Below are 24,494 nucleotides of genomic sequence, written 5' to 3'. Positions count from 1 at the left end.
ACTGCCTCCACGAAGGATCACCCATGAGCACCACTGAACCTCGCGTCATCTCCCACTGGATCGACGGCGCCGACAGTCCGTCGAGCAGCGGACGCACCGCGCCCGTCTACAACCCCGCCACCGGAGCGGTGCAGGCGCACGTCGCGCTGGCCGATCAGGCCGAGATCGATGCGGCCATCGAGTCCGCGCAGCGCGGGTACCAGGTCTGGAAGACCTATTCGATCGCGAAGCGGCAGACCGTCATCTTCGCGTTCCGCGAGCTGCTGAACGCCCGCAAGCGCGAGCTCGCCGAGATCATCACGGCCGAGCACGGCAAGGTCGTCTCCGACGCCATGGGCGAGATCCTCCGCGGCCAGGAGGTCGTCGAACTCGCCACAGGATTCCCGCACCTCATCAAGGGGGCCTTCAGCGAGAACGCCTCGACCGGAGTCGATGTCTACTCGCTCAAGCAGCCCCTCGGCGTGGTCGGCATCATCAGCCCGTTCAACTTCCCCGCCATGGTGCCGATGTGGTTCTTCCCGGTCGCGATCGCCGCAGGCAACGCGGTCGTGCTCAAGCCCAGCGAGAAGGACCCTTCGGCTGCCCTCTGGCTCGCTCAGCTCTGGAAGGAAGCCGGTCTTCCCGACGGCGTGTTCACGGTGCTGCAGGGCGACAAGCTCGCCGTCGACGGTCTGCTCCACAGCCCGGTCGTGCAGTCGATCTCGTTCGTGGGCTCGACGCCGATCGCGCAGTACATCTACGAGACGGCGTCGAAGAACGGCAAGCGGGTGCAGGCTCTCGGCGGCGCGAAGAACCACATGCTGGTGCTGCCGGACGCCGACCTCGACCTGGTCGCCGATCAGGCCGTCAACGCCGGATACGGCGCCGCCGGTGAGCGGTGCATGGCGATCTCGGTCGTGCTGGCCGTCGAGCCCGTCGCCGACGAACTGATCGCCAAGGTCTCGGAGCGCATCGCGAACCTGCGCATCGGAAACGGCGCGGGTGCCGACGGCGTCGAGCCCGACATGGGCCCCCTGATCACCGATGCGCACCGCGACAAGGTCGCCTCGTACGTCGACATCGCAGAAGCCGACGGTGCGAAGATCGTCGTCGACGGCCGTGGCCTGAAGATCGACGGCCACGAAGACGGCTTCTTCTTCGGGCCCACCCTGATCGACGACATCCCGATCACCTCGCGCGCCTATACCGAGGAGATCTTCGGCCCGGTGCTCTCGGTCGTGAGGGTGCAGACCTTCCAGGAGGGTCTCGACCTGATCAACTCGGGCGAGTTCGGCAACGGCACCGCCATCTTCACCAACGACGGAGGCGCCGCCCGGCGCTTCCAGAGCGAGGTGGAGGTCGGGATGATCGGCATCAACGTGCCGATCCCCGTGCCGGTCGCGTACCACTCCTTCGGCGGCTGGAAGGCCTCGCTCTTCGGCGACGCGAAGGCGTACGGTGTGCACGGGTTCGACTTCTTCACGCGGGAGAAGGCGATCACCAGCCGCTGGCTCGACCCGGCCACGCACGGCGGAATCAACCTCGGATTCCCGCAGAACAACTGACACGATCCGGATGCCGCCCCGCGGGGGAGCGGGGCGGCATCCCTGTCTCTGAGAGCACGAAGATGAGCACTGCAGAAGAACGTTGGTTCCACCGTCGGGGCGCGCTCGCGCGCGACGGATGGCAGAGCGTGGTCGACGCCTCGCTCACCGGCTGGCAGCACACCGGCATCCGCATCGCCGAGCTGACGGATGGCGACGAGCTCGAGCTCACGGCCCTCGACGTCGAGCGGATCATCGTGCCGCTGGCCGGATCGTTCCGCATCGCGCATCACCATCACCCGGGTGAGTGGCACACACGACTGCACGGTCGTGCGTCGGTGTTCGACGGGCCGACCGACGTGCTCTATCTGTCGATCGGCACGACGGCGACCATCAGCGGCGAAGGCCGCGTCGCGGTCACCGAAGCGCCGACCGCCGAGCGTCGCGACTGGCAGTACATCGCCGCCGAGGAGACGCCCGTGGAGCTCCGCGGGGCGGGGCGCTCCAGCCGTCAGGTGCACAACTTCGGCACTCCGCAGGCGCTGGACGCCGCTCGGCTGATCGTCTGCGAGGTCATCACCCCGGCCGAGAACTGGTCGTCGTACCCTCCGCACAAGCACGACGAGCACAAGCCGGGGCACGAGTCGCGCCTCGAGGAGATCTATTACTTCGAGAGCGCCCCGTCGCGCTCGGGCGGCAACCCGGACGCGGCCGACGGCGCCTTCGGGATGTTCAGCACCTACTCCTCGCCCGCAGGTGAGATCGACATCAATGCGATGGTCGGCACCGGTGACATCGCACTCGTGCCCTATGGCTATCACGGCCCGGCCGTCGCCGCCCCGGGGTACGACCTCTACTACCTCAACGTCATGGCGGGTCCCGACCCGGAACGCACGTGGCTGATCAGCGACGATCCCGCTCATGCGTGGGTTCGCGACACCTGGGACGGTCAGGAGTTCGACTCCCGGCTGCCGTACGAGAACGAGAACGAGAACGAGAACGACAAGGAAGGCCAGCCCTGATGGCGAACACGAAGACGATGACCGTCAGCCAGGCGCTGGTCGAGTTCCTCGGACACCAGTGGACCGTCGACGGCGACATCCGCGAGCGAACGGTGGCGGGCATGTTCGGCATCTTCGGACACGGCAACGTCGCCGGCATCGGCCAGGCGCTCAAGCAGTTCAACGTCGAGCAGCCCGACCTGATGCCCTACTACCAGGCGCGCAACGAGCAGGCGATGGTCCACCAGTCCGTCGGCTACGCCCGGATGCACCGGCGCAGAGGCACTCTCGCCTCCGCGGCCTCGGTCGGACCGGGTGCGGCGAACATGCTGACCGCGGCCGCCCTGGCGACCTCGAACCGGCTTCCCGCGCTGCTGCTGCCGAGCGACACCTTCGCCACCCGCGTGGCCGATCCCGTTCTTCAGCAGCTCGAGCACCCGCACGACCCCGGCATCCAGGTGACCGATGCCTTCCGGCCGCTGTCGGTGTTCTTCGACCGGGTTCAGCGCCCTGAGCAGCTGTACTCGATCGCGCTCGGCGCGATGCGCGCTCTCACCGACCCGGTGCAGACCGGAGCGGTCACGATCGCGCTGCCGGAGGACGTGCAGGCCGAGCGCATCGACGTGCCGCTGGAGTTCCTGCAGGATCGCGAATGGCACCTGCGTCGGCCTCTGCCCGAGCGCGCGGCGCTCGCTCGTGCAGTCGCCGCCATCCGCTCGGCGAAGCGTCCGTTCATCGTCGCCGGGGGAGGCGTGCTGTACTCCGGTGCCGAAGATCACCTGCGCACACTCGTCGAGGCGACCGGCATCCCGGTCGGCACCTCGCAGGCGGGTGGCGGCTCGCTCGTCTGGGATCACCCGCAGTACCTCGGCGGCGTCGGGGCGACCGGCACGCTGGCGGCGAACCGCATCGCGGCCGAGGCCGACGTCGTGATCGGCATCGGCACGCGCTACAGCGATTTCACGACCGCCTCCCGCACGGCGTTCCAGAACCCCGATGTGGTGTTCGTCAACATCAACATCGCGTCGTTCGACGCCTACAAGCACGGCTCGCAGCTGCCGGTCGTTGCGGATGCACGCGAGGCGCTGAGTGAACTCGCCATCGAGCTCGAGGGCTGGGAGATCACCTCCGAGTACACCGAGCGCATCGCCCGCGAGAAGGCAGCGTGGGATGCGAGCGTCGATGCGGCCTTCGCGCCGTCAGGACTCGCGTTGCCCGGGCAGTCCGAGATCATCGGCGCCGTGCAGTCGGCTTCCGCACCGGAAGACGTCATCGTGCAGGCCGCAGGCTCGCTGCCCGGAGACCTGCACAAGCTGTGGCGGGTGCGCGACCCCCTCGGGTATCACGTCGAGTACGCGTTCTCGTGCATGGGGTACGAGATCGCGGGCGGAATCGGTGCGAAGCGCGGGCTGGTCGCCGACGGCGACGACCGAGACGTCATCGTCATGGTGGGCGACGGTTCGTACCTGATGCTCAACACCGAACTCGTGACGGCCGTCGCCGAGGGCATCAAGGTGATCTTCGTCCTCATCCAGAACCACGGCTACGCGTCGATCGGGCACCTCTCCGAGACGGTCGGCTCCGACCGTTTCGGCACGTGGTATCGCGAGTACGACCCTCAGGCGCGCAACTTCCAAGGTGAGCAGACCTTGCCGATCGATCTCGCCGCGAACGCCCGCAGCTACGGACTCGACGTGATCGAGATCGAGCCGGGAGCCGGGGCCATCGACGCGCTGTCGGTGGCTGTCGCCGAGGCGAAGGCGTCGGCGACCTCGACCTTCATCCACATCAACAGCGACCCACTCATCTATGCGCCCGACGGCGACGGATGGTGGGACGTGCCCGTCCCCGAGGTCTCCACGCTCGCCAGCACGCAGCAGGCGCGCACCGAGTACCTCGCACAGCAGGCGCACCAGCGTCCGCTCCTCGGCTGACTTCAACGGAGAACTGACATGACTGACACCACCACCACTCCCGCCGCCGCGGCAGCAGGCGCCAACCCGGGTCTGCGCATCGGCACCGCCCCCGATTCCTGGGGCGTCTGGTTCCCGGACGACCCGAAGCAGGTGCCCTGGCAGCGCTTCCTCGACGAGGTCGTCGCCGCCGGGTACTCGTGGATCGAGCTGGGCCCGTATGGGTACCTGCCGACCGACCCGCATCAGCTCGAGGACGAACTCGGCTCGCGGGGGCTCAAGCTGTCTGCGGGCACCGTCTTCACCGGATTCCACAAGGGCGACGACCAGTGGCAGCGCGCCTGGGACCAGGCGCTCGCCGTCGCAGGCCTCGCATCGAAGCTGGGCGCCGAGCATCTCGTCGTCATCCCCGACCTGTGGCGCAGCGATGCGACCAGCGAGGTGCTCGAGGCGCGGACCCTCACCGACGAGCAGTGGAAGAAGCTCGCCGCAGGGCACGACCGCCTGGGCAAGGCTCTGCTCGAGGAATTCGGTGTCAAGCAGCAGTTCCACTCGCACGCGGACAGCCACGTGGGCACCACCCGTGAGGTCGTGCGCTTCCTCGACGAGACAGACGAGCGGTACACCAACCTGTGCCTCGACACCGGCCACTTCGCCTACTACGGCGGCGACAACGTCAAGCTCATCCAGGAGCGCCCCGAGCGCATCGGCTACCTGCATCTCAAGCAGGTCGACACCTCGCTGCTCTTCGACGTGCTGAAGAACGACGTTCCTTTCGCTGATGCCGTCACGCAGGGCATCATGATCGAGCCGCCGCACGGCGTGCCCGATCTCGGGCCGATCATCGACGCGGTCGCCGCGATCGATTCCGAGATCTTCGCGATCGTCGAGCAGGACATGTACGGCTGCGACGTCGACTACCCCTTCCCCATCGCCCAGCGCACACGCGAGCACATCTTCGGATGCACCCATCTCGCCCGCATCCACTGATCCCTTCTCTTCTGGAGCACTGAACTCATGACCTCTGACCTCCGTATCGGCGTCGTCGGCGCCGGACTCATGGGCGCCGATCACATCGCGCGCATCACCCATCGCATCTCGGGCGCCGTCGTCTCGGCGATCGTCGAGCCCGATCCCGGGCGCGCGGCGGCGGCCGCGGAGAAGGCTCCGGGAGCCGTGACCTTCAGCCGTGTCGAAGACGCGATCGCCGCAGGGGCACTCGACGCCGTGCTGATCGCGACCCCGGGTCAGTTCCACGAGCCGGTTCTGGTGCCGGCACTCGAGGCCGGTCTTCCGATCCTGTGCGAGAAGCCGCTCACACCCGACTCCGCCACGTCGTGGGACATCATCCAGCGCGAGCAGAAGCTCGACAAGCCGCACATCCAGATCGGCTTCATGCGCCGCTTCGACCCCGAGTACGCGGCCCTGCGCGAACTGATCGCCTCGGGCGACGCCGGCGATCTGGTCATGGTGCGCGGCGTGCACCGCAACCCCTCCGTGCCCGACAGCTACACGCAGACGATGCTCATCACCGACTCGGTCGTGCATGAGTTCGACGTCATCCCGTGGTTGGCCGGATCCGCTGTGAAGTCGGTCGAGATCAAGTTCCCGCGGCGCAACACCCTCACCCCCGAGCACCTGCGCGAGCCCATCCTCGTGATCATGGAGCTCGAGAACGGTGTGCTCGTCGACGTCGAGATGAACGTGAGCGTGCAGTTCGGCTACCAGGTCGGCACCGAGGCGGTGTTCGAGAAGGGCATCGCCCGCATCGGGCAGCCGTCGGGCCTGCAGCAGTGGCGCGACGGGCAGTTCTCGGTCAAGGACCACACGAGCTTCACGACGCGCTTCGCGGAGGCGTACGACCGCCAGATCCAGCGGTGGGTGAACGCCGTCAAGGACGGCCGCCTCGTCGACGGTCCTAATGCCTGGGACGGATACCTGGTCGCGCTCGCGTGCGAGGCGGGGGTCAAGGCGCTCGACGGCGGTATCGTTCCCGTCGAGGCTGCTGAGCGTCCTGCGTTCTACGCCTGAGCCGGAGAGGAACCGACATGGTCCGCATCGCACTCGACCCCACGCCGTACCACCACGATCACGCGCTCCTCGACTTCCCGGACGTCGCCGCGCGTCTCGGGTACGAGCATCTGCACCTCACGCCGCACGCCGATTTCGCTCCGTTCTTCCGGCATCCGAAGGCCGACGACGCGCTCGCCGCCGCGCTCAAGAAGCGCGCGGCGGACGCCGGTGTGACGATCCCCGCGCTGCTCCCGGTGCAGCGCATCTCGTCTCCCGTCGAGGCGGAGCGCACAGCGGCCGTGCGCAACATGCGGCGCATCATCGAGCTGGCCGTCGCTCTTGACGCCCCGGTGCTGAATACGGAGTTCTCGGGTCGACCGGAGCTCCAGGAGGAGAGTGAGGACGCGTTCTACCGCTCGATGGAAGAGCTGCTGCCCCTGCTCGAGCGTGAGGGGGTGCGGCTGAACATCGACCCGCATCCCGACGACTTCGTCGAGGACGGGCTCGAGGCCTGGCGGGTCATCCGCGGGCTGAACTCGTCGGCCGTCGGATTCGTGTACGTCGCCTCGCACACGTTCCACTACGGCGACCGTGCGGCGACCCTGCTTCCCGAGATCGGTGAGCGACTGGGCGCGGTCTACGCGGCCGACACCTTCGACCACCATCGCTCTCATGGCCTGCGCTACATCTCGAACCCGCCCGGCAATGCGGCCCGCGTGCACCAGCACCTGCAGATCGGTGACGGCGACGTGAACTGGATCGAGCTGTTCGACACGCTGCGGACGACCGGCTATCTCGATCACCCGGATGCGCTGCTGGTCTCGAACGTCTTCGCCGAGGATGAGCGGGCGGACGAGGTCTCGCGCTTCCAGCTGCAGAGGCTGCGCGAGCTGATCGGCTGAGTCCCGCGCACGAGCCGCGCATCGCGCAGACAAGCCCCCTCCTCGATCTCGAGGAGGGGGCTTTTCCATGGCCAGGGCGCACGAAGAGAGGGGGTGGGGAGCCGGTCAGGCTCCCCACCCCCTCTCAGAGGCGATGCATCAACGACCCGCGAGGCGCTCCCGACGAGGGATGGTGCGGATCGCCTGGGTGCGGAAGTCGGTCTCGAGCGTCTCGAGCGAGCGGCCCTTGGTCTCGGGGACCTGCGTCAGCACGAACCACAGCGATACGGCGTTGATCGCCGCGAACAGAGCGAAGGTCCAGGTGGATCCGATGCCCTCGACGATCTGCGGGAACACGAAGGAGATGAACGCGTTGACCGTCCACAGCACGAACACGGCGAGACCCATGGCGAGACCTCGGATCGCGAGCGGGAAGATCTCGCTCAGCAGCAGCCAGACGACGGTGCCGATGAAGCCCTGGACGAAGGCGACGAAGAGCATCATCGCCGCGAGAATCAGGTAGCTGACCCCATCCGACTCGGGCAGCAGGAAGACCAGGGAGAGCACGATCTGCGAGCCGACCACGCCGCTGAATCCGATGGCCAGCATCCTGCGTCGTCCGATGAATCCGATCAACCAGATCCCCACGATGGTCATGATGACGCTGGTGAGCCCGACGCCGATCGTCGCGATGAGGGCGGCCTGGTCGCCGAGACCTGTCTGGGTCAGGATGCTGGGAGCGTAGTAGTTGACCGTGTTGATGCCGGTGGCCTGCTGCACCGTCGCGAGACCGAAGCCGACGTACAGGAGCCGTCGCATCCAGCGGTTGTCGCGCAGCGCCCGCCACGCGTGGCGACGCTGATCGCCCTCGACGCTCGCGTTCTGCGCGATCTCGGCAAGTTCTGTCTCGACCTCGTCGGGAGTGCGGCTCTTGCTGAGCACGAGTCGTGCCTCATCGAGTCGGCCTCGGGCGCCGAACCAGCGGGGCGATTCGGGCAGGAGCAGCATGCCGACGAGCAGGATGATCGCGGGCACGGATGCGACCGCCAGCATGATGCGCCAGACGTGCGTGTCACTGATCAGCACGGCGAGCAGCGCGTTGATCGCGAAGGCGAGCAGCTGACCCGTGACGATCATCAGCTCGTTGATCGTGACCATGCGGCCGCGTTTGTCGGCCGGCGCCATCTCTGCGAGGTAGAGGGGGCACGCCACGGCGGCGGCGCCTACTCCGAACCCGAGGAAGATGCGCGCGATCACCATGATCGTGACGTTCGGGGCGATCGCGCAGGCGATGGCTCCGATCAGGAAGATCACGGCGCAGACGAGAAGGCTGCGCTTGCGCCCGAGCGCATCGGCGATGCGCCCACCCAGCAGCGCGCCGAAGGCGGCGCCGGGGAAGAGGAGTGCGCTGACGACCCAGGCCTCTTCTCCCGTGGACATCGCGAGGTCATCTCGCATGTACAGCAGCGCACCGGAGATGACTCCGGTGTCGTAACCGAAGAGCAGGCCGCCGAGGGTGGAGATCACCGTGAGGCGAGCGAGGAACCCCCGCCCTGCGGTGCCGCCGGTCACAACCGACGACGGTCTGGTGATGCGGGAATTCGACACGAAGACGCTCCTTTGCGTGAAATCGCCGCGCGGTGGGCTGCGGCGAGTGAGAGTGAGGAACACAACACGGGGTTCCATGTAAAGACATTCTTGCATGGATGAAAGATCGGGCGCAAGAGTTTGACGAACCGATCCGGGAAATGTGAGAATGTCAGGACAAATCCTCAGGAGGAATCATGCCACTCGTACGTATCGACCACAGCGACACCCGTTCGAACTCCCAGGAGATCTCGGAAGCGATCCACGACGCGATCGTCGAGGTGTACGGCATTCCGGTCCGTGACCGATTCCAGGTGGTCACCTCGCGATCGGCGACCACGATCATCGCGGAGGACGCCGGCCTCGGCTTCGATCGGACCGATCCCGTGATCATCCAGATCTTCACCCAGCGCGGGCGCAGCGACCAGATGAAGCAGAACCTGTACGCCGAGATCGCAGCCCGACTCGCTGCGGTGGGTGTCGCGGGCGAGGACGTCTTCATCGGGTACGTCGAGAACGGCCCTCAGGACTGGTCGTTCGGTTTCGGGCGCGCGCAGTACCTCACCGGGGAGCTCGCCGTGCCTTCTGCCGCTCCCGCGGCCTGACCGCAGGGCATTCGGCGGAGTGGGGCCTCACTCGACGGGTCGCGCGGTCGACTCGCGCACGACGAGATCGAGCGGCAGCACGACCTTCGACGGGAGTCGATTCCGCTCGGGGTCGATCAGTGTCTCCATCGCCCGTGTGCCGATCTCGCGCAGCGGCGAGCGGAGCGTCGTGAGCGCCGGCACGGCGAGCTCGGCGCTGAAGATGTCGTCGAACCCGATCACGCTGAAGGCTTCGGGCAGAGTGAGGCCGGCGCTGCGGGCCGCTCGGAGCAGACCGTGAGCGACCAGGTCGTTGTAGGCCAGAACGGCGGTCACGCCGCTGGCGCGCACGCGCCGCAGTGCATCCGCCCCTGCCTCTACGGTCGGGGCCTCCACGGCGATCTCCACCAGAGAGATGTCACGCGACGTCGCCAGGTCGAGCGTGAGCTCCCACCGGGAGCGATTGATCTGCAGGCCGCTCAGGCCGAGGTAGGCCACGGATCGATGTCCGAGATCGCGGAGGTGATCCATGGCAGCGGTCAGCCCCATCGCCAGGTCGGGAATCACACTCGGCAGCGAGGGCGCCGAGTGGTTGGCCGCCACGATCGGCTTCACGCGAGCCAGGTCTGCGAGGGCTGCATCGTCGAGGCGCGAGGCGACGACGAGCAGACCGTCGACAGAAGGCTGCAGAGCCTCGATGGTCTCCCGTTCGATGTCTGCTCTGGCTTCGGTCTCCGACACGACGAGGGTGAAGCCGCCGGCGCGGGCGACCTGCTCAGCGCCGCGGATCAGTTCGAAGTGAACCGGGTTCGTGATGTCGGGGAGGACGACGGCGTAGGTGCCCGACCGGCCGGTGGGAAGTGCCCGTGCCATGGGGTTGGCGCGGTAGCCGAGCTCGGCGGCCGCCGCGCGGATCTTCTCTTCGGTCGCTGCGTTCGTGCGGCCCGGCTTGTTCAGAGCGCGGGAGACCGTCGAGGGATTGAGGCCGACCCGCTGCGCGATGTCGTAGATGGTGGGTCGGCGAGCCGAGCGTCCGTCATCATCCGGTGCCTCGTCGGATGCGTGTGTCTCGTCTGGCGACATCGAGTGTCTTCCCCTCCATCGTGGCGACCGGCATCCGGTTCCTCGATCGTAGGGCAGGAGTCGCTTCGCGCGGGTGCACAACGGTCTGGGTGCCTTTGGCAACCGATTGACAAAATCGATGGGAACCGGTCTGATAGAGGAATGCTCCAGCCGCAACGCCGCGACCGCGACCGCCTGCTTCCTGCCGACCCGGCGACGCGTTCCGTCGCACGATCCCTGTACGAGAGCGTCTCAGCTGCGCCCATCGTCTCCCCGCATGGCCACGTGCCGGTGGAGTGGCTCGTCGACGATCGTCCTTTCGCCGACCCGGCATCTTTGCTGATCACGCACGACCATTACGTCACCAGGCTGCTGCATGCCTCGGGCATCGGACTCGATGAGCTCGGCGTCGGTGGGGCGACAGCGAACCCGCGCGAGGTGTGGCGGCTGTTCGCCGAACGGTGGACCCTGTTCGCGGGCACTGCGTCGGGGTACTGGCTGAGCGAGTCGCTCGAGAACGTGCTCGATCTGCGGACGCCGCTCACGGCCGCAACGGCAGACGATGCCTACGATCACATCGCCGCGAAGCTCGCCGATCCGAGCATGCGACCGCGCGCGCTCTACGAGAGCTTCAACATCGAGGTGCTCGCGACGACCGACGATCCGCTCGACGACCTTGCAGGGCATGCGGCGCTCACCGCCGAGGGTGCGGTCGGCAGGGTCGTGCCCACGTTCCGGCCCGACCGCTACCTCGACCCGGACGCCGCGGGCTTCGCCGAGAACGTGCAGCGCTTGCTCGAGGCCACCGGGCAGCCGAGTACATTCGCCGGCTACCTCGCAGCGCTCGAACAGCGGAGGCGGTACTTCATCGAGCACGGAGCCGTCTCGGCCGACCACGGCGTCGAGGCGCCCGACACCCTCGATCTCGATGCCGTCGAGGGGCAGGCGCTGTTCGCCCGTGTCCTGACCGGGGGTGCGGATGCGGCCGATCGTCACGCCTTCCGCGCCCACATGCTGCTGCAGATGGCCCGGATGAGCGTCGACGACGGTCTGGTCATGACGATCCATGCGGGCGTGGTCCGCAATCACAATGCGGAGACGTTCGGCAGGTTCGGGCCCGACACGGGCCACGACATTCCCCGGCGCACCGACTTCGTCGGCGGTCTGCGGCCGCTGCTCGAGCGGTTCGGGCTCGAGCGCGATCTGCATCTCGTGCTGTTCGCCGTCGACGAGACCGTCTATTCGCGGGAGGTCGCGCCGCTCGCGGGCTTCTACCCGAGCGTCTACATCGGGGCTCCGTGGTGGTTCCTCGACGCGCCCGACGCCGTGGCCCGATTCCGGTCGGCCGTGACCGAGACCGCAGGATTCTCACGGGGGTCGGGCTTCATCGACGACACCCGCGCGTTCCTCTCGATCCCCGCCCGGCACGACACCGCGCGTCGAGCGGATGCCGCATTCCTCGCCCGCCTCGTGGTCGAGGGCCGGGTGAGCGAAGAATCGGCGGCCACGATCATCGACGACATCGTCGGTCCGCAGCCGAAGCGGGTGTTCAAGCTGTGAGCGGCACGACACTCGGAGTGCGCGAGTCGCCGGCCCCGCCCGTGCGAATCGTCCACATGGGGCTCGGCGCTTTCCACCGTTCGCATCTGGCCTGGTACACGGCCCACGCGTCGGACGCGGCTGAATGGGGGATCGCGGCGTACACCGGACGAAGCGCGGGACTCGCAGACGACCTCACCGCCCAGGACGGCCTCTACACACTGATCGTGCGCTCGCCGGCAGGCGACGAAGCCGAACGGATCGGCAGCATCGTCCGGGCCCATCCGGGCACCGACATCCCGTCCTTCGTGAATGACGTCGCCGCTCCCACGACAGGCATCGTCAGTCTGACGATCACCGAGGCCGCCTACGCCGATGAGCAGGCGTCTCTCGATCGAACCCTGCTCGCAGACTCGGTCGGCGAGGCCCTCGCCAGCGTGCGCCCTGTCACCGCGATCGGTCGTCTGGTGCTCGGTCTCGAGGCGCGCCGCCGCGCGGACTCCGGGGCGATCGCGCTGGTCTCCTGCGACAACCTGCCTGAAAACGGGGAAGTGCTCCGACATGCGGTCCGCGCCGTGGCAGCCGGGGTGCCAGGTCTCGTCGACTGGATCGATGCCCACGTGTCGTTCGTGTCGAGTTCCGTGGATCGGATCACGCCTCGACTCTCGGGCGATGAGGTGGCTGAGCTCGCGGAGCGCTACGGAGATCGCGCACCGGTCGTCACCGAGCCGTTCTCCGACTGGGTCATCGCCGGGGAGTTCCCCGCGGGCCGACCGCAGTGGGAGGCCGCGGGAGTGCGCTTCACCGATGAGCTCGAACCGTGGGAGGCGCGAAAACTCTGGCTGCTGAACGGTGCTCACACCCTTCTCGCCTCGCTCGGTCGGCTTCACGGACATCACACCGTCTCCGACGCCATCGCAGACGCGGACTGTCTTCGTGCTGTCGAGGCGTACTGGGACGAAGCCTGCCGACATCTTCCCCCGGAACTCGGACTGCGGGAGTACCGACTGGCGCTTCTTGACCGCTTCCGAAACCCTCGTATCCGGCACCTCCTCGCGCAGATCGGTCTCGACGCCGATACCAAGATGCGAGTGCGTATCGTGCCGGTGGCCGAGCGTGAACGCAGCGCGGGACGCTCCGCCGACGCGTGTGCGAAGGTCGTCGCCGCATGGCTGGCGATCGACGGACGGGGAACTGACCGCTCGTCCGTCGAAAGCACGATAGCCGACCTCAGCCCCGTGCTCGGCGCTGACGCGGGGTTCGTCGAAGCGGTGCTCGCTAGCCGACGATCGGTCGACGATCTCACACTTCGGTAACAAGTTGGCAATCGGTTGTCATTCGTCCAAAACCCTGCTTTACTGACACCAGACGCCGCCGTCCTCGTCCGCTTCACCCTCACTGACAAGCGGTTGCGCATCAAGTCGTTTCATCCAAAGGAGTATGAACAATGTGGAACACCCGTAAGCACACCCGCGTAGGGCGCCGCGTCGCGTTGCCCGCCGCGCTGCTGATCACGGCGCTCGTCGTCAGCGGCTGCTCGTCCAGCACCCCCGAGGACGAGGGCGATACGACCGCCGTCGTCGAGAAGGACCTCGCGGTCGCCGCGGTGTCGGCCCCCAACTCGCTCGACCCCGCCCAGATCGTCGACGGTCAGCAGATGTTCGTCTGGTCTTCGGTCCTCGACACCCTGCTGCGCAAGGACCCTGAGACAGGGGAGCTGCTTCCCGGCGCCGCGGAGAAGTGGGAGTACAACGAAGACGGCACCCAGCTGACCCTCACTCTGCGTGACGGCATGACCTTCAGCTCCGGAGACCCGGTCGATGCTGCCGCCGTCACTGCCACGCTGCTGCGTTCGAAGGCCACTCCGGGGGCTGTGCAGAGCCGCCTCGCCGCGGTCGCGGATGTCGTCGCGGAGGACGACAAGACCGTCGTCATCACCTTCTCGGCGTTCGACCCGCAGTTCCTCGACAACCTCGCCCAGGGCCCCGGTGCCATCGGCGACCCGGCGACCATGGACGAAGAGCGCACGGCCACCGATCCGGTCGGCTCCGGCCCGTTCACTCTCGATGTCGAGAAGACCGTCCCGGGCAGCAGCTACGTCCTCGTCAAGCGCGACGACTACTGGGATGCCGACAACGTGCCGTTCAAGACGCTCACCGTCAAAGTGCTGCAGGACCCGACGGCATCGCTCAACGCACTGCAGGCGGGCGAGCTCAACGCGGCGACCGTGCAGTCGCAGGTCGTCTCGCAGCTCGACTCGAGCAAGTTCACCATCACGGTGAACGATGCGGTGGCCGTGGGGTACCTCAACATCCTCGATCGCGCCGGCGAGAAGTTCCCGGCGCTCGGTGATGTCAAGGTGCGTCAGGCGATCAACATGGCGATCGACCGCGAGGGCGTGCTCAAGGGCATCTTCAGCGGGGTCGGCATCGCCACGACGCAGCTGGTCAGCCCGTTCGGCGAGGTCTACGACGAGAAGCTGAACGACGAGTACGAGTACGACCCCGAGAAGGGCAAGGAGCTCGTCGAAGAGGCGGGCTACGCCGGCGAGACCTTCCAGATCCCGAGCACCTTCCTCAGCACCACGATCGAGCCCGTGCTGACGCAGGCGTTCGCAGACATCGGCCTCACGCTCGAGTGGGTCACCGTTCCGCCGCAGCAGGCCCAGGCGGCTGCTCGTTCCGGCGACTACGGGCTCTACTACCAGATCCTCGGATTCAACTCCGATTCCGCTGACCTCGCGACCACGATCGGTGCTGCCGGCTTCGGCAACCCGACCGGGTACACCGATGCGACGCTCGACGGCTACTTCGACGAGATCAACAACACCGTCGACTTCGCGGATGCTCTCCCCGTCTACAAGGAGCTGAACCAGTACGTCGTGGATCAGGCGCTCGTCGCCCCCATCGCCTACATCGGCGCGACCTGGGCGACCGCTGACGGGATCACCTACGTCGGCAAGGCGAACACCCTCGCAACCATCCGACAGTTCGACGTCACCGAGTGAGTGACGGGTGGGGGTGCGGTCCGCCGCATCCCCACCGCACACCAGGAGTCTCTTGATGCTCAGCTATATCCTCCGCCGACTCGGCGCCGGCATCGTGCTCGCGATACTGGTCACCCTCATCACCTTCCTCCTCCTCAGCACCTCGTTCCGCGACGTGGCTCAGGCGATCCTCGGTACGTCGGCGACGCCCGAGGTGGTCGACGATCTGATCGCTGCCAAGGGGTGGGATCGACCCGTCCTCGTGCAGTACTTCGACTGGCTGATCCACGCGGTGCAGGGCGACTTCGGTGTCTCGGTGTACACCTCACTGCCGGTCGGTCCGTCGGTGCTGCAGCGGCTCGCGGTCACGCTCTCGATCATCGTCCCGGCGCTGATCCTGACGGTCATCCTCTCCGTCTTCCTCGGAGTCTGGGCGGCATCGCGCGGCGGGATCGTCGACCGCATCGCCCAGGGGATCTCCCTGATCGGCTACATCGTTCCCGGCCTCCTGCTGGCGATCGTCCTCGTGGTCGTGTTCGCGGTGCAGCTCAAGTGGCTTCCGGCAACGGGATTCACTCCGTTCGCGGAAGATCCCGCTGCATGGGTGCGCAGCATCACGATCCCGGTGATCGTGCTCACCATCGGCGGTGTGGCCAACATGGCGGCTCAGGTCCGTGGCCGCATGATCGACGAGCTTCGTCGCGACTACATCCGAACCCTGCGCACGCGGGGATCGTCGACGACGTCGATCGTCATCAAGCACGCGCTGCGCAACGCCGCGAGCCCGGCGCTCACGGTGATGTCGCTGGAGTTCATCCAGATGTTCGGCGGTGCGCTCATCATCGAGAACGTCTTCGCTCTGCCGGGCTACGGCAGCTTCGCGTTCAACGCCTCTCTTCAGGGCGACATCCCCGTGATCATGGGCATCACCGCCTTCGGTGTGCTGCTCGTCACCGTCGTCAACCTCCTCACCGACCTGGCCAACGGCTGGTTGAACCCGAAAGCGAGAGTCCATTGAGCGACGAACGCCCACCCCAGACCAACACCGGCACAGTGACGCCTCCCAGCACCGAGCTGCTCGTCACCCTCGAGAACGCCGCGAAGACCCGCACGTCGACCTGGCGCCGCATCCTGCGCGACCCGCAGGCGGTCGTGACACTCGGGCTTCTCGCGGTGATCTTCCTGCTCGGGCTGCTCACACCATGGCTCGCGCCGCACGGCCCGAACGACGCCGAGCTCTCGATGATCAACGCGCCGGTCGGCACGCCGGGGTACCTGCTCGGTGCCGACGAAGCCGGGCGCGACATCCTCTCGCGGCTGCTCCACTCGATCAACACGGCAGCGATCTCGGCTCTGATCGGGGCCGGTGTCGCTCTGCTCGTCGGAGTCGTCGCCGGCCTGATCGGCGGCTACTTCGGAACCGTGACGCGAGCGACCACCGAGTGGCTGTTCAACCTCATCATGACCTTCCCCGGCATCCTGCTGCTGATCATCCTGATGCCGGTCACCGGGGGCGACTACCGCTTCACGATGCTGATCTTCGGCGTGCTGCTGTCGCCGGGCATCTACCGCATCGTCCGCAACCTCGTGCTCGGCGTGAAGAACGAGCTCTACGTCGATGCCGCCCGGGTGTCGGGACTCGGCAACCTGCGCATCCTCGGTCGCCATGTGCTCTTCGTCGTGAGAGGGCCGATCATCATCGCCGCGGCCTTCATGGCAGGCTCCGCGATCGCCGTGCAGTCGGGTCTGGCGTTCCTCGGCGTCGGTTCGCTGCAGATCCCGAGCTTCGGCTCGATGATCTCCTCGGGCTTCCGCAACCTCTACATCGCTCCGACGCAGTTCCTCTGGCCAAGCCTGCTGCTCGGCGTCATCACGGCTTCGCTCGTGCTGCTCGGCAACGCTCTGCGCGACATCCTCGAGGGGTCCATGCCGAAGCCCGCCAAGGTGGGTCGCGGTCAGCGTGTGCTCGACAGCGCCGGAGAGGCGACGGCCGCGCGGACGGGGCTGCTCGAGATCAACGACCTCGCCATCGCTTATCCGCGACCGAGCGGCGGCCTGAACGAGGTCGTGCGCGGCGTCGACCTGTCGATCGCCCGTGGGCAGATCGTCGGGCTGGTCGGCGAATCCGGATCGGGAAAGTCGCAGACCGCGTTCGCCTCGCTGGGGGTGCTGCCCAACGAGGCGGTGATCACCCGCGGGTCGATCCGCTTCGACGGGCGCGAGCTCGTCGGACTCACGGACGCCCAGATGCGTCCGCTGCGGGGCAAGGAGATCGCCTACATCCCGCAGGAACCCATGTCGAACCTCGATCCGTCCTACAAGGTCGGCGCACAGCTCGTCGAGGGCGTGCGGTCGGCGCTCGGCGTGACACGCGCAGAGGCATCCGCTCGCGTGCTCGCACTGCTGGAGAGGGTGGGCATCGCCGACCCGCAGCGCACCTTCGACTCGTACCCCCATCAGATCTCGGGTGGCATGGCGCAGCGTGTGCTGATCGCGGGCGCGGTCGCGAGTCGGCCGAAGCTGTTGATCGCCGACGAGCCGACGACCGCACTCGATGTCACGGTGCAGGCCGAGATCCTCGACCTGCTGCGAGATCTGCAGTCCGAGCTCGACATGGCGATCCTCCTGGTGACGCACAACTTCGGCGTCGTCGCCGACCTCTGCGATCGCATCGCGGTCATGCAGAACGGCGTGATCGTCGAGTCCGGCACGGCTGCGGACGTGTTCTCGCACCCGACGCACGAGTACACGAAGATGCTGCTCGGTGCGATCCTCGACGAGAGCACGGTCCGCACGGATCCGCCCGTCGCCGCCCCCGATGAAAGGACCGAGCGATGAGCCTCCTCGAGGTCGATGAGCTTCGTGTCGCCTTCCCCGGACGGGGATGGCGGGCCAAACCGGTGGAGGTGCTGCACGGCGTCTCGCTCGACGTCGCGCCGGGGGAGACCCTGGGCCTGGTCGGCGAATCCGGATCGGGTAAGACCACGATCGGACGCGCGGTGCTCGGCCTGGTGAAGCCGTCCGGCGGGGACATCCGGTTCGACGGGACGTCGATCGCCGGGATCTCACCTCGCGATCGACGTCGCCTGTCTCGCGACATCCAGGTGGTGTTCCAAGACCCGTACACATCGCTCAACCCCTCGATGACGATCGGAGACATCCTCGCCGAGCCGCTGGTGATCCAGGGCGCGACGGCGAAGGATGCCCGTTCGCGGGTCAAGACCCTGCTCGACCAGGTGGGGTTGCCCTCGGATGCGGTCGAGCGGCTGCCCCGGGAGTTCTCGGGCGGTCAGCGTCAGCGGGTAGCCATCGCGCGCGCGTTGGCTCCCGAGCCTCGCCTGATCGTGTGCGACGAGCCGGTGTCTGCCCTCGACCTCTCGACCCAGGCGCGCGTGCTCGATCTGTTCGTCGAGATCCAGCGGGCGACCGGGGTCGCCTATCTCTTCGTGTCGCACGATCTCTCCGTCGTCCGCCACATCAGTCACCGGGTGGCAGTGCTGTACCGCGGCGACTTGGTCGAGACGGGACCTGCCGAGCATGTGACCTCGACCCCCGACCATCCCTACACGCAGAAGCTGCTGCTCGCGGCGCCGGTCGCCGACCCCGCCCGTCAGCGCGAGCGGCGACTCGAGCGCCGCCGCATCATGGAGGCATCATGACCCAGAATCCGATCATCCCCGGCTACCACCCGGATCCCTCGATCTGCCGCGTCGGCGACGACTACTACCTCGCGAACTCGAGCTTCGAGTACTCGCCGGGCGTCCCGCTGTTCCACTCCCGTGACCTGGTCTCGTGGACGCAGATCGGCAACATCCTCGACCGACCGGAGCACCTCGACGTGCGCACCGGACTCGCGGGTGCCAGCGGCGGGATCTACGCTCCGACGCTGAGGCACCACGACGGCCGATTCTGGATGATCACGACGAACATCCACGAGGTCGGCCGCGGTCACATCCTGACTCATGCCGACGACCCCTCAGGCCCGTGGAGCGAACCCGTCTATGTCGCAGGACTCATCGGCATCGACCCCGACATCGCCTGGGACGACGACGGCACCTGCTTCGTGACCTGGAGCGACGTGATGCGCGGGGGCATCTCGCAGGCGGTCATCGATCCGTTCACCGGCGAGGTGCTGTCGGAGCCGCGGTCGCTGTGGGCGGGAACCGGCGGAGCGCACGCCGAAGGACCGCATCTGATCCGCCGCGGAGAGTGGTGGTACCTGCTCGTCGCCGAGGGTGGCACCGGGCCCGGCCACATGGTGACGATCGCGCGTTCGTCGAGCATCAGCGGACCTTTCGAGCCCGCACCGACGAACCCGATCCTCACCCACCGCAGCACGAGCGCGGCCGTGCAGTCGACGGGGCACTCCGATCTCGTCGAGCTCGCCGACGGATCGTGGGCGCTCGTGTTCCTCGCGACGCGGCCGCGCGGCACCTTCCCTCGCTGGCACACCAACGGGCGGGAGACGTTCCTCGCGGGGGTGGACTGGGTCGATGATTGGCCGGTGATCGACGAGGAGCGCTACGACGTCCCGCTCGCGAAGACCTCGTTCGTCGAGGAGTTCAAGGACGAGTCATTGCATCCGCGGTGGATCTCGCCGGGAACCTCGCCGTCGTCGTTCGCCCGCACGAGCACCGACGGCCTGCTCCTCGAGCGGGGGAGGGACGCGCTCGCCGAGAGTGCCGAAAGGCTGCTCGCGGTGCGCGCCGAAGATGAGCTCTGGTCGGCCCGCCTGCACGCTACGGGTGACGTCGCGCTCTCGGTGCGCATGGATGACGCGCACCAGCTGCTGATCGAACGCCGCGGCGCAGAGGTGCGCGCACGCATCGTCATCGGGCCGCTGAGCGACGTGGTCGCGCGGGCAGAGGCTCTGGCGGATGCGGTGCTCGAGATCCGAGCCACGGAGTTCGAAGCTGAGCGCGGCGCGCGTCGCGGTCCCGACCTGCTGCGCGCCGGTCTTTCTTCGGCGGAGGGCTTCGTCGAGCTCGCCACCCTCGACGGTCGGTATCTGTCGACCGAGGTCGCAGGTGGTTTCACGGGACGGGTCATCGGTGTCGAGGCTCTCGGAGAGCAGGTCGTCGTCAGCAGGTTCGAGTACGAGTCGGGTGCTGCTGCGGAGTGATCAGTCCTGCGCGTCGGGCTTCAGCTCAGGCACGAAGGTCGACATCAGCGACGTGACGCACGCATCGACGTCGATCGCCGAACGGTCGAAGAGCCACTGCGTGTGCAGCCCGTCCATCGCGCCGATGGTGATCGCTGCGAGGTGTGCCGGGGGCAGGTCCGTCGACAGGCGCCCCTCATCGCCGAGCCGGCTGAACAGGCGGGTCACGAACGAGCGGATGTTGCGGTAGCGCGTCTCGAAGTAGTCGTGCGCCGGGTGAGCGGGCGCCGTTGCCTCACCGGTGAGCACGGCGCTCAGCTCCACCAGGCCGACGCGCTGATCCCGTTCGATCAACGTCGTGGCCATGCCGCGGAGCACATCGAGCGGATCGGCTCCGGTGCTCAAGACCTCGTTGCGTGCGAGGTAGTCGGCGCTGCGCTCGTCCTGCAGCGTGAGAACGGCCATGAGCAGGTCCTCTTTACGGGGGAAGTGATGCAGCAGCCCGGTGTGGCTGATGCCCGCCCGACGAGCGATCTCGGCCATCGAGGCCCCGTGGAACCCGGACTCGCCGAAGATCGTGAGGCAGGCATCCAGGATGCCGCGGCGGACCGCTGCGGTCTTGGCGTACTGGGCCATCGATACCTCCGGCGATAAAAATAGTGAGGACTTACTATTTTATGTTACCGTTAGCTGGCAATCGGTTGTCACGGTTGCTCACGATCGAGAGGATCCCTCAATGACGAACTTCCCCACCGGCTTCCTCTGGGGCGCCGCCACCGCCGGACACCAGATCGAAGGCAACAACGTCAACAGCGACTGGTGGGAGCGCGAGCTGACCATGCCGGGCATGGAGCCCTCCGGCGACGCCGTCGACAGCTACCACCGCTTCCGCGAGGACATCGACCTGCTCGCCGATGCCGGCCTCGACACCTACCGCTTCAGCCTGGAGTGGTCGCGCATCGAGCCGGTCGAAGGCCAGTTCTCTCGCGCAGAGCTCGCGCACTACCGCCGTGTGATCGACTACTGCCTCTCGCGCGGTGTCACTCCGTTCGTCACCCTGCAGCACTTCACCACTCCGCGCTGGTTCGCGAATGACGGCGGCTGGACGTCGCCGAAGGCAAAAGACCGCTTCCTGAGCTTCGTGACCCAGGCCACCACGATCCTCGACGGCGTCGAGTGGGTGGCCACCATGAATGAGCCGAACATGCAGGCGGCCATCATGACGGCGATGCGCCGCATGGCCGCTCAGGGCGGACAGTGGCAGAGTCCCACGGTCGAGGCGGACGCGGCCGAGAGTGAGGCACCCGCGGAGAAGAAGGACGAGAAGAAGCAGCACGGCTCGTTCCTGCAGGACGCAGACCCCGAGATCGGCCGCGCGTTCGTCGAGATCCACCACGCCGCCCGCGAGATCGTGCGTGCCCGCACGAACGCGAAGGTCGGCTGGACCATCGCCGCAGGCGCTCTCACCGCGGCCCCCGGTGGCGAGGAGAAGCTGAAGCAGATCCGCTACGGCAAGGAAGACGTCTACTGGGAGGGCTCCCGTGGCGACGACTTCGTCGGCGTGCAGGCGTACTCGTCGCAGGAGGTCGATGCGAACGGTCTGGTTCCGCACCCCCCGCACCCCGACAACACGCTTGTCGGAACCGCGTTCCGCCCGGACTCGCTCGCCATGGCCGTGCGCCATGCGTGGGAGGTCTCCGAGGGTGTCACCGTGATCGTGACCGAGAACGGCATCGCCACGGCCGATGACACCCAGCGGATCCGGTACACGGATGAGGCGCTGCGCGGACTCGCCGACACGATCGACGAGGGCATCGACGTGCGCGGGTACCTGCACTGGACCCTGCTCGACAACTTCGAGTGGGGCCACTGGGCTCCGACCTTCGGCCTGATCGCCGTGGATCGTGAGACGTTCGTGCGCACGCCCAAGCCGAGCCTCGGCTGGCTGGGCGAGGTCGCGAAGCGCAACGGTCTGGCCTGACAGAAGCCGCACACAGAGGCCGAGCAGATGACCGTCGACGTCGACGATCCCCAGGGCGAAGGCCCTGCGGAGGCTGCGGGGCGCGTTCCCGAGGGCAACCTCGCGCTCCCGCAGCCTCTCGCCGCGCCTCTTCCGGAGTCCTCCGGCGGAGGCGTGGCGGGTGATGTCCCGTTGCGATCGATCGTGCTGCTCGTCGCCGCGACCTTCGGGGCCGGCATGGCGATGATCGTGCCGATGGCCTACTCGCTGGCCGTGCGACTCGACCAACTGGCCCCCGGGCGCACCGAAGCCCTCGGCATCGTCCTCGCGGTCGGCTCGGCGGCCACGCTCGTGCTCGCTCCTCTCACCGGCATCCTCAGTGATCGCCTGCGCAGCCGCTGGGGGCGGCGGCGTCCTTTCACCGTGATCGGTCTGCTGATCGGCGCGGCCTCGGTGCCGGTCATGGCACTCGCCCCGAATCTCAGCGTGCTCACGATCGGATGGACGCTCTCGACCGTCGGGTGGGGAACCGCGGCCGCCTCGCTCGGCAACTGGCAGGCGGATCGCCTGCCGCCGCATCAACGCGGTCGCGTCTCCGGCCTCACGGGCGTCACGATGCAGGTCGCGCCCGTCGTCGGCATCATCCTCGTCGGATTCTTCCGAGACCAGGTGCTCCTCGTCTTCGCGCTGCCCGCGGCGGTCGGTGTCGTGCTGGTGGTCGCGTTCCTCGCCGTCGTGCGCGATCCCGACAGCAGGGGAATGGTGCTCGACCGCCGGCTGACGGTCGGCGGACTGCTGCGGAGCTACGGCTTCGATCCGCGCAAAGCCCCCGACTTCGCCTGGAACTGGCTCGGCCGCTTCATCTTCTTCTCGGGGCTGACCCTCACCACCAGCTTCACCGTGTTCTTCGTGGCCCAGCGCCTCGAGCTGCGCGTGCCGGATGTCGCCGGAGTGCTCGCGATCGTCTCGGCGTCGAGCATCGTCACGGCCACGGTCGGTTCGCTCGGCGGGGGATGGCTGAGCGATCGGGTGGGCAGGCGCAAGCCGTTCATCCTCGCGGGCGCCGTTCTCTTCGCGGCGGGATGCAGTGTCTCGGCGTTCGCCCACGACCTGCCGACGCTCATGGTGGGCACCCTGCTGAACTCCCTCGGCATCGCAACCTTCTCGGCCGTCGCCCAGGCGCTGCTGCTCGATGTGCTTCCCGATCGCGAGAGGGAGGCGGGGCGCTACATGGCCATCGCCCTGTTCGCCCAGAAGATCCCGGGCGTCTTCGCGCCGGTGCTCGGCGGGGCAGTGCTGGCGATCGGCGCCGGCGCCGGCGTCGGCGCCGAGAACTTCACCGCGCTGTACCTCCTCGCTGCCGCGCTCGCCTTTGCCGGCGGGCTCGTCATCACCCTCTCGGTGCGCAGCGTCCGCTGATCACCGCCCATTCGAAACGGAGCAATGATGTCCTTTCCCTTCCCTGATGTCTCATCGACCCCCCTCGCCTCGCTGATCGATCTGGCGGGCCGCACCGCGCTCGTCACGGGCGGCGCCCAGGGTCTCGGCCGAGCGGTCGCCGATCGACTCGCCGAAGCCGGTGCGAGCATCGTGATCGCCGACCTCGACGAGGGCCGTTCGCGAGCGGCGGCAGACGAGATCGCCGAACGTTTCTCGGTGCGGGCGGTGGGTGTACGCATGGATGTCACCGACTCCGCATCGGTCGTCGCGGCGACGGACTCCGCAGCGGCCGACGTCGGCGCCCCGGACATCTGGGTGAACAACGCCGGGATCTTCCCCAGCGAGTCCCTTCTCGAGATGAGCGACGAGACCTGGGAGCAGGTCTTCGCGGTCAACACCCGGGGTGTGCGCAATGGGGCACGCGAAGCGGCCCGTCGTATGCCGCAGGGCGGCGTCATCGTCAACATCGTCTCGACCGCGGGCTTCCGGGGGACCGCCCCCGGCCTGTCGGCCTACGTCTCGTCGAAGCATGCGGTGCGGGGGCTGACGAAGCAGCTCGCTCTGGAGCTCGCGCCCCAGGGCATCCGCGTGCTCGGCGTCGCCCCCAGCTATGTGCCGACCGAGGGGAACATGGCGATGGCGGCCGCGGCGATGGAGCAGATGGCGGCGGCCGGCATCGATCCTTCCACCATGCCGGCGGCCATGTCTCAGAGCCTGATCGGTCGCCAGGGGACCCCCGATGACATCGCCCGTGTGGTGCTGTTCTGTGCCAGCGACCTCTCGATGGTCATGACCGGCAGCACGCTGCTCGCGGATGCCGGCGAGACCATCTGACTGGCAATCGGTTGCCATTTCCCTTGAACTCTGCTGTACTGAAACCAAGAACGCAAAGAAGCGCACGAAA

The 24,494-nt window shown here is 67.5% G+C and carries 20 protein-coding genes; 17 read left to right on the top strand and 3 right to left on the bottom strand.

Annotation, left to right across the window (positions count from 1 at the left end):
- Positions 1-23 precede the first annotated feature (23 nt).
- The 6 genes from ASF63_RS13385 (at position 24) to ASF63_RS13360 (ending at position 7,352) form a co-directional block, all read left to right on the top strand.
- Positions 24-1,544 carry a CoA-acylating methylmalonate-semialdehyde dehydrogenase gene (locus tag ASF63_RS13385; RefSeq protein WP_056514737.1) on the top strand — a complete coding sequence of 507 codons (1,521 nt, stop codon included), beginning with the start codon at positions 24-26 and terminating at the stop codon, positions 1,542-1,544.
- Between the two features lie 62 nt (positions 1,545-1,606).
- Positions 1,607-2,545, top strand: coding sequence for a 5-deoxy-glucuronate isomerase (iolB, locus tag ASF63_RS13380; protein WP_056514734.1), 939 nt, complete (start codon positions 1,607-1,609; stop codon positions 2,543-2,545).
- Positions 2,545-4,458 carry a 3D-(3,5/4)-trihydroxycyclohexane-1,2-dione acylhydrolase (decyclizing) gene (iolD, locus tag ASF63_RS13375; protein ID WP_056514731.1) on the top strand — a complete coding sequence of 638 codons (1,914 nt, stop codon included), beginning with the start codon at positions 2,545-2,547 and terminating at the stop codon, positions 4,456-4,458. Before iolB ends, iolD begins: the two co-directional genes overlap by 1 nt.
- 18 nt (positions 4,459-4,476) lie before the next feature.
- Entirely contained in the window at positions 4,477-5,427 is a 951-nt protein-coding gene (locus ASF63_RS13370; protein ID WP_056514729.1) for a sugar phosphate isomerase/epimerase family protein, read from the top strand.
- A gap of 27 nt (positions 5,428-5,454) precedes the next feature.
- A complete protein-coding gene (locus ASF63_RS13365) occupies positions 5,455-6,468 on the top strand; it encodes a Gfo/Idh/MocA family oxidoreductase (RefSeq protein ID WP_056514727.1) in 1,014 nt (337 codons plus the stop codon).
- A 17-nt stretch (positions 6,469-6,485) separates the two neighbouring features.
- Positions 6,486-7,352, top strand: coding sequence for a sugar phosphate isomerase/epimerase family protein (locus ASF63_RS13360; RefSeq protein WP_056514724.1), 867 nt, complete (start codon positions 6,486-6,488; stop codon positions 7,350-7,352).
- A 138-nt stretch (positions 7,353-7,490) separates the two neighbouring features.
- On the opposite strand, the gene ASF63_RS13355 is transcribed toward ASF63_RS13360, so the two are convergent.
- Positions 7,491-8,939, bottom strand: a complete 1,449-nt coding sequence (locus ASF63_RS13355) for a sugar porter family MFS transporter (RefSeq protein ID WP_235560790.1) — start codon at positions 8,937-8,939, stop codon at positions 7,491-7,493.
- Between the two features lie 176 nt (positions 8,940-9,115).
- Between ASF63_RS13355 and ASF63_RS13350 the strand changes: the two genes are divergently transcribed.
- Positions 9,116-9,523 carry a tautomerase family protein gene (locus tag ASF63_RS13350; RefSeq protein WP_056514719.1) on the top strand — a complete coding sequence of 136 codons (408 nt, stop codon included), beginning with the start codon at positions 9,116-9,118 and terminating at the stop codon, positions 9,521-9,523.
- Positions 9,524-9,550: 27 nt separating this feature from the next.
- Here the strand turns inward: ASF63_RS13350 and ASF63_RS13345 are convergent, their stop codons facing one another.
- Positions 9,551-10,585, bottom strand: a complete 1,035-nt coding sequence (locus tag ASF63_RS13345) for a LacI family DNA-binding transcriptional regulator (protein ID WP_056514717.1) — start codon at positions 10,583-10,585, stop codon at positions 9,551-9,553.
- Positions 10,586-10,726: 141 nt separating this feature from the next.
- Between ASF63_RS13345 and uxaC the strand changes: the two genes are divergently transcribed.
- The 7 genes from uxaC (at position 10,727) to ASF63_RS13310 (ending at position 20,211) form a co-directional block, all read left to right on the top strand.
- Positions 10,727-12,124 (top strand): glucuronate isomerase, encoded by a 1,398-nt coding sequence (uxaC, locus tag ASF63_RS13340; protein ID WP_056514716.1) that lies wholly within the window; start codon positions 10,727-10,729, stop codon positions 12,122-12,124.
- Complete coding sequence (locus tag ASF63_RS13335; RefSeq protein ID WP_056514711.1) at positions 12,121-13,419, top strand: mannitol dehydrogenase family protein; 1,299 nt, start codon at positions 12,121-12,123, stop codon at positions 13,417-13,419. The genes uxaC and ASF63_RS13335 overlap by 4 nt, the downstream gene beginning before the upstream one ends.
- A gap of 131 nt (positions 13,420-13,550) precedes the next feature.
- Positions 13,551-15,110, top strand: a complete 1,560-nt coding sequence (locus ASF63_RS13330; protein ID WP_056514710.1) for an ABC transporter substrate-binding protein — start codon at positions 13,551-13,553, stop codon at positions 15,108-15,110.
- A 55-nt stretch (positions 15,111-15,165) separates the two neighbouring features.
- Positions 15,166-16,107, top strand: coding sequence for an ABC transporter permease (locus ASF63_RS13325; RefSeq protein WP_056514708.1), 942 nt, complete (start codon positions 15,166-15,168; stop codon positions 16,105-16,107).
- A complete protein-coding gene (locus tag ASF63_RS13320; RefSeq protein WP_235560789.1) occupies positions 16,104-17,927 on the top strand; it encodes a dipeptide/oligopeptide/nickel ABC transporter permease/ATP-binding protein in 1,824 nt (607 codons plus the stop codon). The genes ASF63_RS13325 and ASF63_RS13320 overlap by 4 nt, the downstream gene beginning before the upstream one ends.
- The gene (locus ASF63_RS13315; protein WP_056514704.1) at positions 17,924-18,748 is read left to right on the top strand and encodes an ATP-binding cassette domain-containing protein; all 825 of its coding nucleotides are present in this window, start codon (positions 17,924-17,926) and stop codon (positions 18,746-18,748) included. The genes ASF63_RS13320 and ASF63_RS13315 overlap by 4 nt, the downstream gene beginning before the upstream one ends.
- Positions 18,745-20,211 carry a glycoside hydrolase family 43 protein gene (locus ASF63_RS13310; RefSeq protein WP_056514701.1) on the top strand — a complete coding sequence of 489 codons (1,467 nt, stop codon included), beginning with the start codon at positions 18,745-18,747 and terminating at the stop codon, positions 20,209-20,211. The genes ASF63_RS13315 and ASF63_RS13310 overlap by 4 nt, the downstream gene beginning before the upstream one ends.
- Here ASF63_RS13310 and ASF63_RS13305 read toward each other — a convergent pair whose 3' ends face one another.
- Positions 20,212-20,826, bottom strand: coding sequence for a TetR/AcrR family transcriptional regulator (locus ASF63_RS13305; protein ID WP_056514697.1), 615 nt, complete (start codon positions 20,824-20,826; stop codon positions 20,212-20,214).
- A gap of 100 nt (positions 20,827-20,926) precedes the next feature.
- Here ASF63_RS13305 and ASF63_RS13300 point away from each other — a divergent pair, with 100 nt between their 5' ends.
- From ASF63_RS13300 to ASF63_RS13290, 3 genes are read left to right on the top strand one after another with little or no spacing between them, the layout of a single operon-like run.
- Positions 20,927-22,171, top strand: coding sequence for a glycoside hydrolase family 1 protein (locus tag ASF63_RS13300; RefSeq protein WP_056514696.1), 1,245 nt, complete (start codon positions 20,927-20,929; stop codon positions 22,169-22,171).
- Positions 22,172-22,198: 27 nt separating this feature from the next.
- Positions 22,199-23,569 carry an MFS transporter gene (locus tag ASF63_RS13295; RefSeq protein WP_082478131.1) on the top strand — a complete coding sequence of 457 codons (1,371 nt, stop codon included), beginning with the start codon at positions 22,199-22,201 and terminating at the stop codon, positions 23,567-23,569.
- A 27-nt stretch (positions 23,570-23,596) separates the two neighbouring features.
- Positions 23,597-24,424, top strand: coding sequence for an SDR family NAD(P)-dependent oxidoreductase (locus ASF63_RS13290; protein WP_056514990.1), 828 nt, complete (start codon positions 23,597-23,599; stop codon positions 24,422-24,424).
- The last annotated feature ends 70 nt before the right edge of the window (positions 24,425-24,494 follow it).

The organism is Microbacterium sp. Leaf320, from assembly GCF_001423485.1.
Classification (GTDB): Bacteria; Actinomycetota; Actinomycetes; order Actinomycetales; family Microbacteriaceae; genus Microbacterium.
Note: the sequence above shows the minus strand (reverse complement) of the source record. Positions and strands in the feature narration are given on the sequence as shown.

Bases quoted from the DNA above. Each gene is read 5' to 3' on its own strand.
- ASF63_RS13325 (WP_056514708.1), top strand. From the start codon at position 15,166: ATGCTCAGCTATATCCTCCGCCGACTCGGCGCCGGCATCGTGCTCGCG.
- ASF63_RS13365 (WP_056514727.1), top strand. From the start codon at position 5,455: ATGACCTCTGACCTCCGTATCGGCGTCGTCGGCGCCGGACTCATGGGC.
- ASF63_RS13295 (WP_082478131.1), top strand. From the start codon at position 22,199: ATGACCGTCGACGTCGACGATCCCCAGGGCGAAGGCCCTGCGGAGGCT.
- ASF63_RS13290 (WP_056514990.1), top strand. From the start codon at position 23,597: ATGTCCTTTCCCTTCCCTGATGTCTCATCGACCCCCCTCGCCTCGCTG.
- ASF63_RS13370 (WP_056514729.1), top strand. From the start codon at position 4,477: ATGACTGACACCACCACCACTCCCGCCGCCGCGGCAGCAGGCGCCAAC.
- ASF63_RS13300 (WP_056514696.1), top strand. From the start codon at position 20,927: ATGACGAACTTCCCCACCGGCTTCCTCTGGGGCGCCGCCACCGCCGGA.
- ASF63_RS13315 (WP_056514704.1), top strand. From the start codon at position 17,924: ATGAGCCTCCTCGAGGTCGATGAGCTTCGTGTCGCCTTCCCCGGACGG.
- ASF63_RS13305 (WP_056514697.1), bottom strand. From the start codon at position 20,826: ATGGCCCAGTACGCCAAGACCGCAGCGGTCCGCCGCGGCATCCTGGAT.
- ASF63_RS13385 (WP_056514737.1), top strand. From the start codon at position 24: ATGAGCACCACTGAACCTCGCGTCATCTCCCACTGGATCGACGGCGCC.
- ASF63_RS13310 (WP_056514701.1), top strand. From the start codon at position 18,745: ATGACCCAGAATCCGATCATCCCCGGCTACCACCCGGATCCCTCGATC.
- ASF63_RS13345 (WP_056514717.1), bottom strand. From the start codon at position 10,585: ATGTCGCCAGACGAGACACACGCATCCGACGAGGCACCGGATGATGAC.
- iolB (WP_056514734.1), top strand. From the start codon at position 1,607: ATGAGCACTGCAGAAGAACGTTGGTTCCACCGTCGGGGCGCGCTCGCG.
- ASF63_RS13330 (WP_056514710.1), top strand. From the start codon at position 13,551: ATGTGGAACACCCGTAAGCACACCCGCGTAGGGCGCCGCGTCGCGTTG.
- iolD (WP_056514731.1), top strand. From the start codon at position 2,545: ATGGCGAACACGAAGACGATGACCGTCAGCCAGGCGCTGGTCGAGTTC.
- uxaC (WP_056514716.1), top strand. From the start codon at position 10,727: ATGCTCCAGCCGCAACGCCGCGACCGCGACCGCCTGCTTCCTGCCGAC.
- ASF63_RS13350 (WP_056514719.1), top strand. From the start codon at position 9,116: ATGCCACTCGTACGTATCGACCACAGCGACACCCGTTCGAACTCCCAG.
- ASF63_RS13360 (WP_056514724.1), top strand. From the start codon at position 6,486: ATGGTCCGCATCGCACTCGACCCCACGCCGTACCACCACGATCACGCG.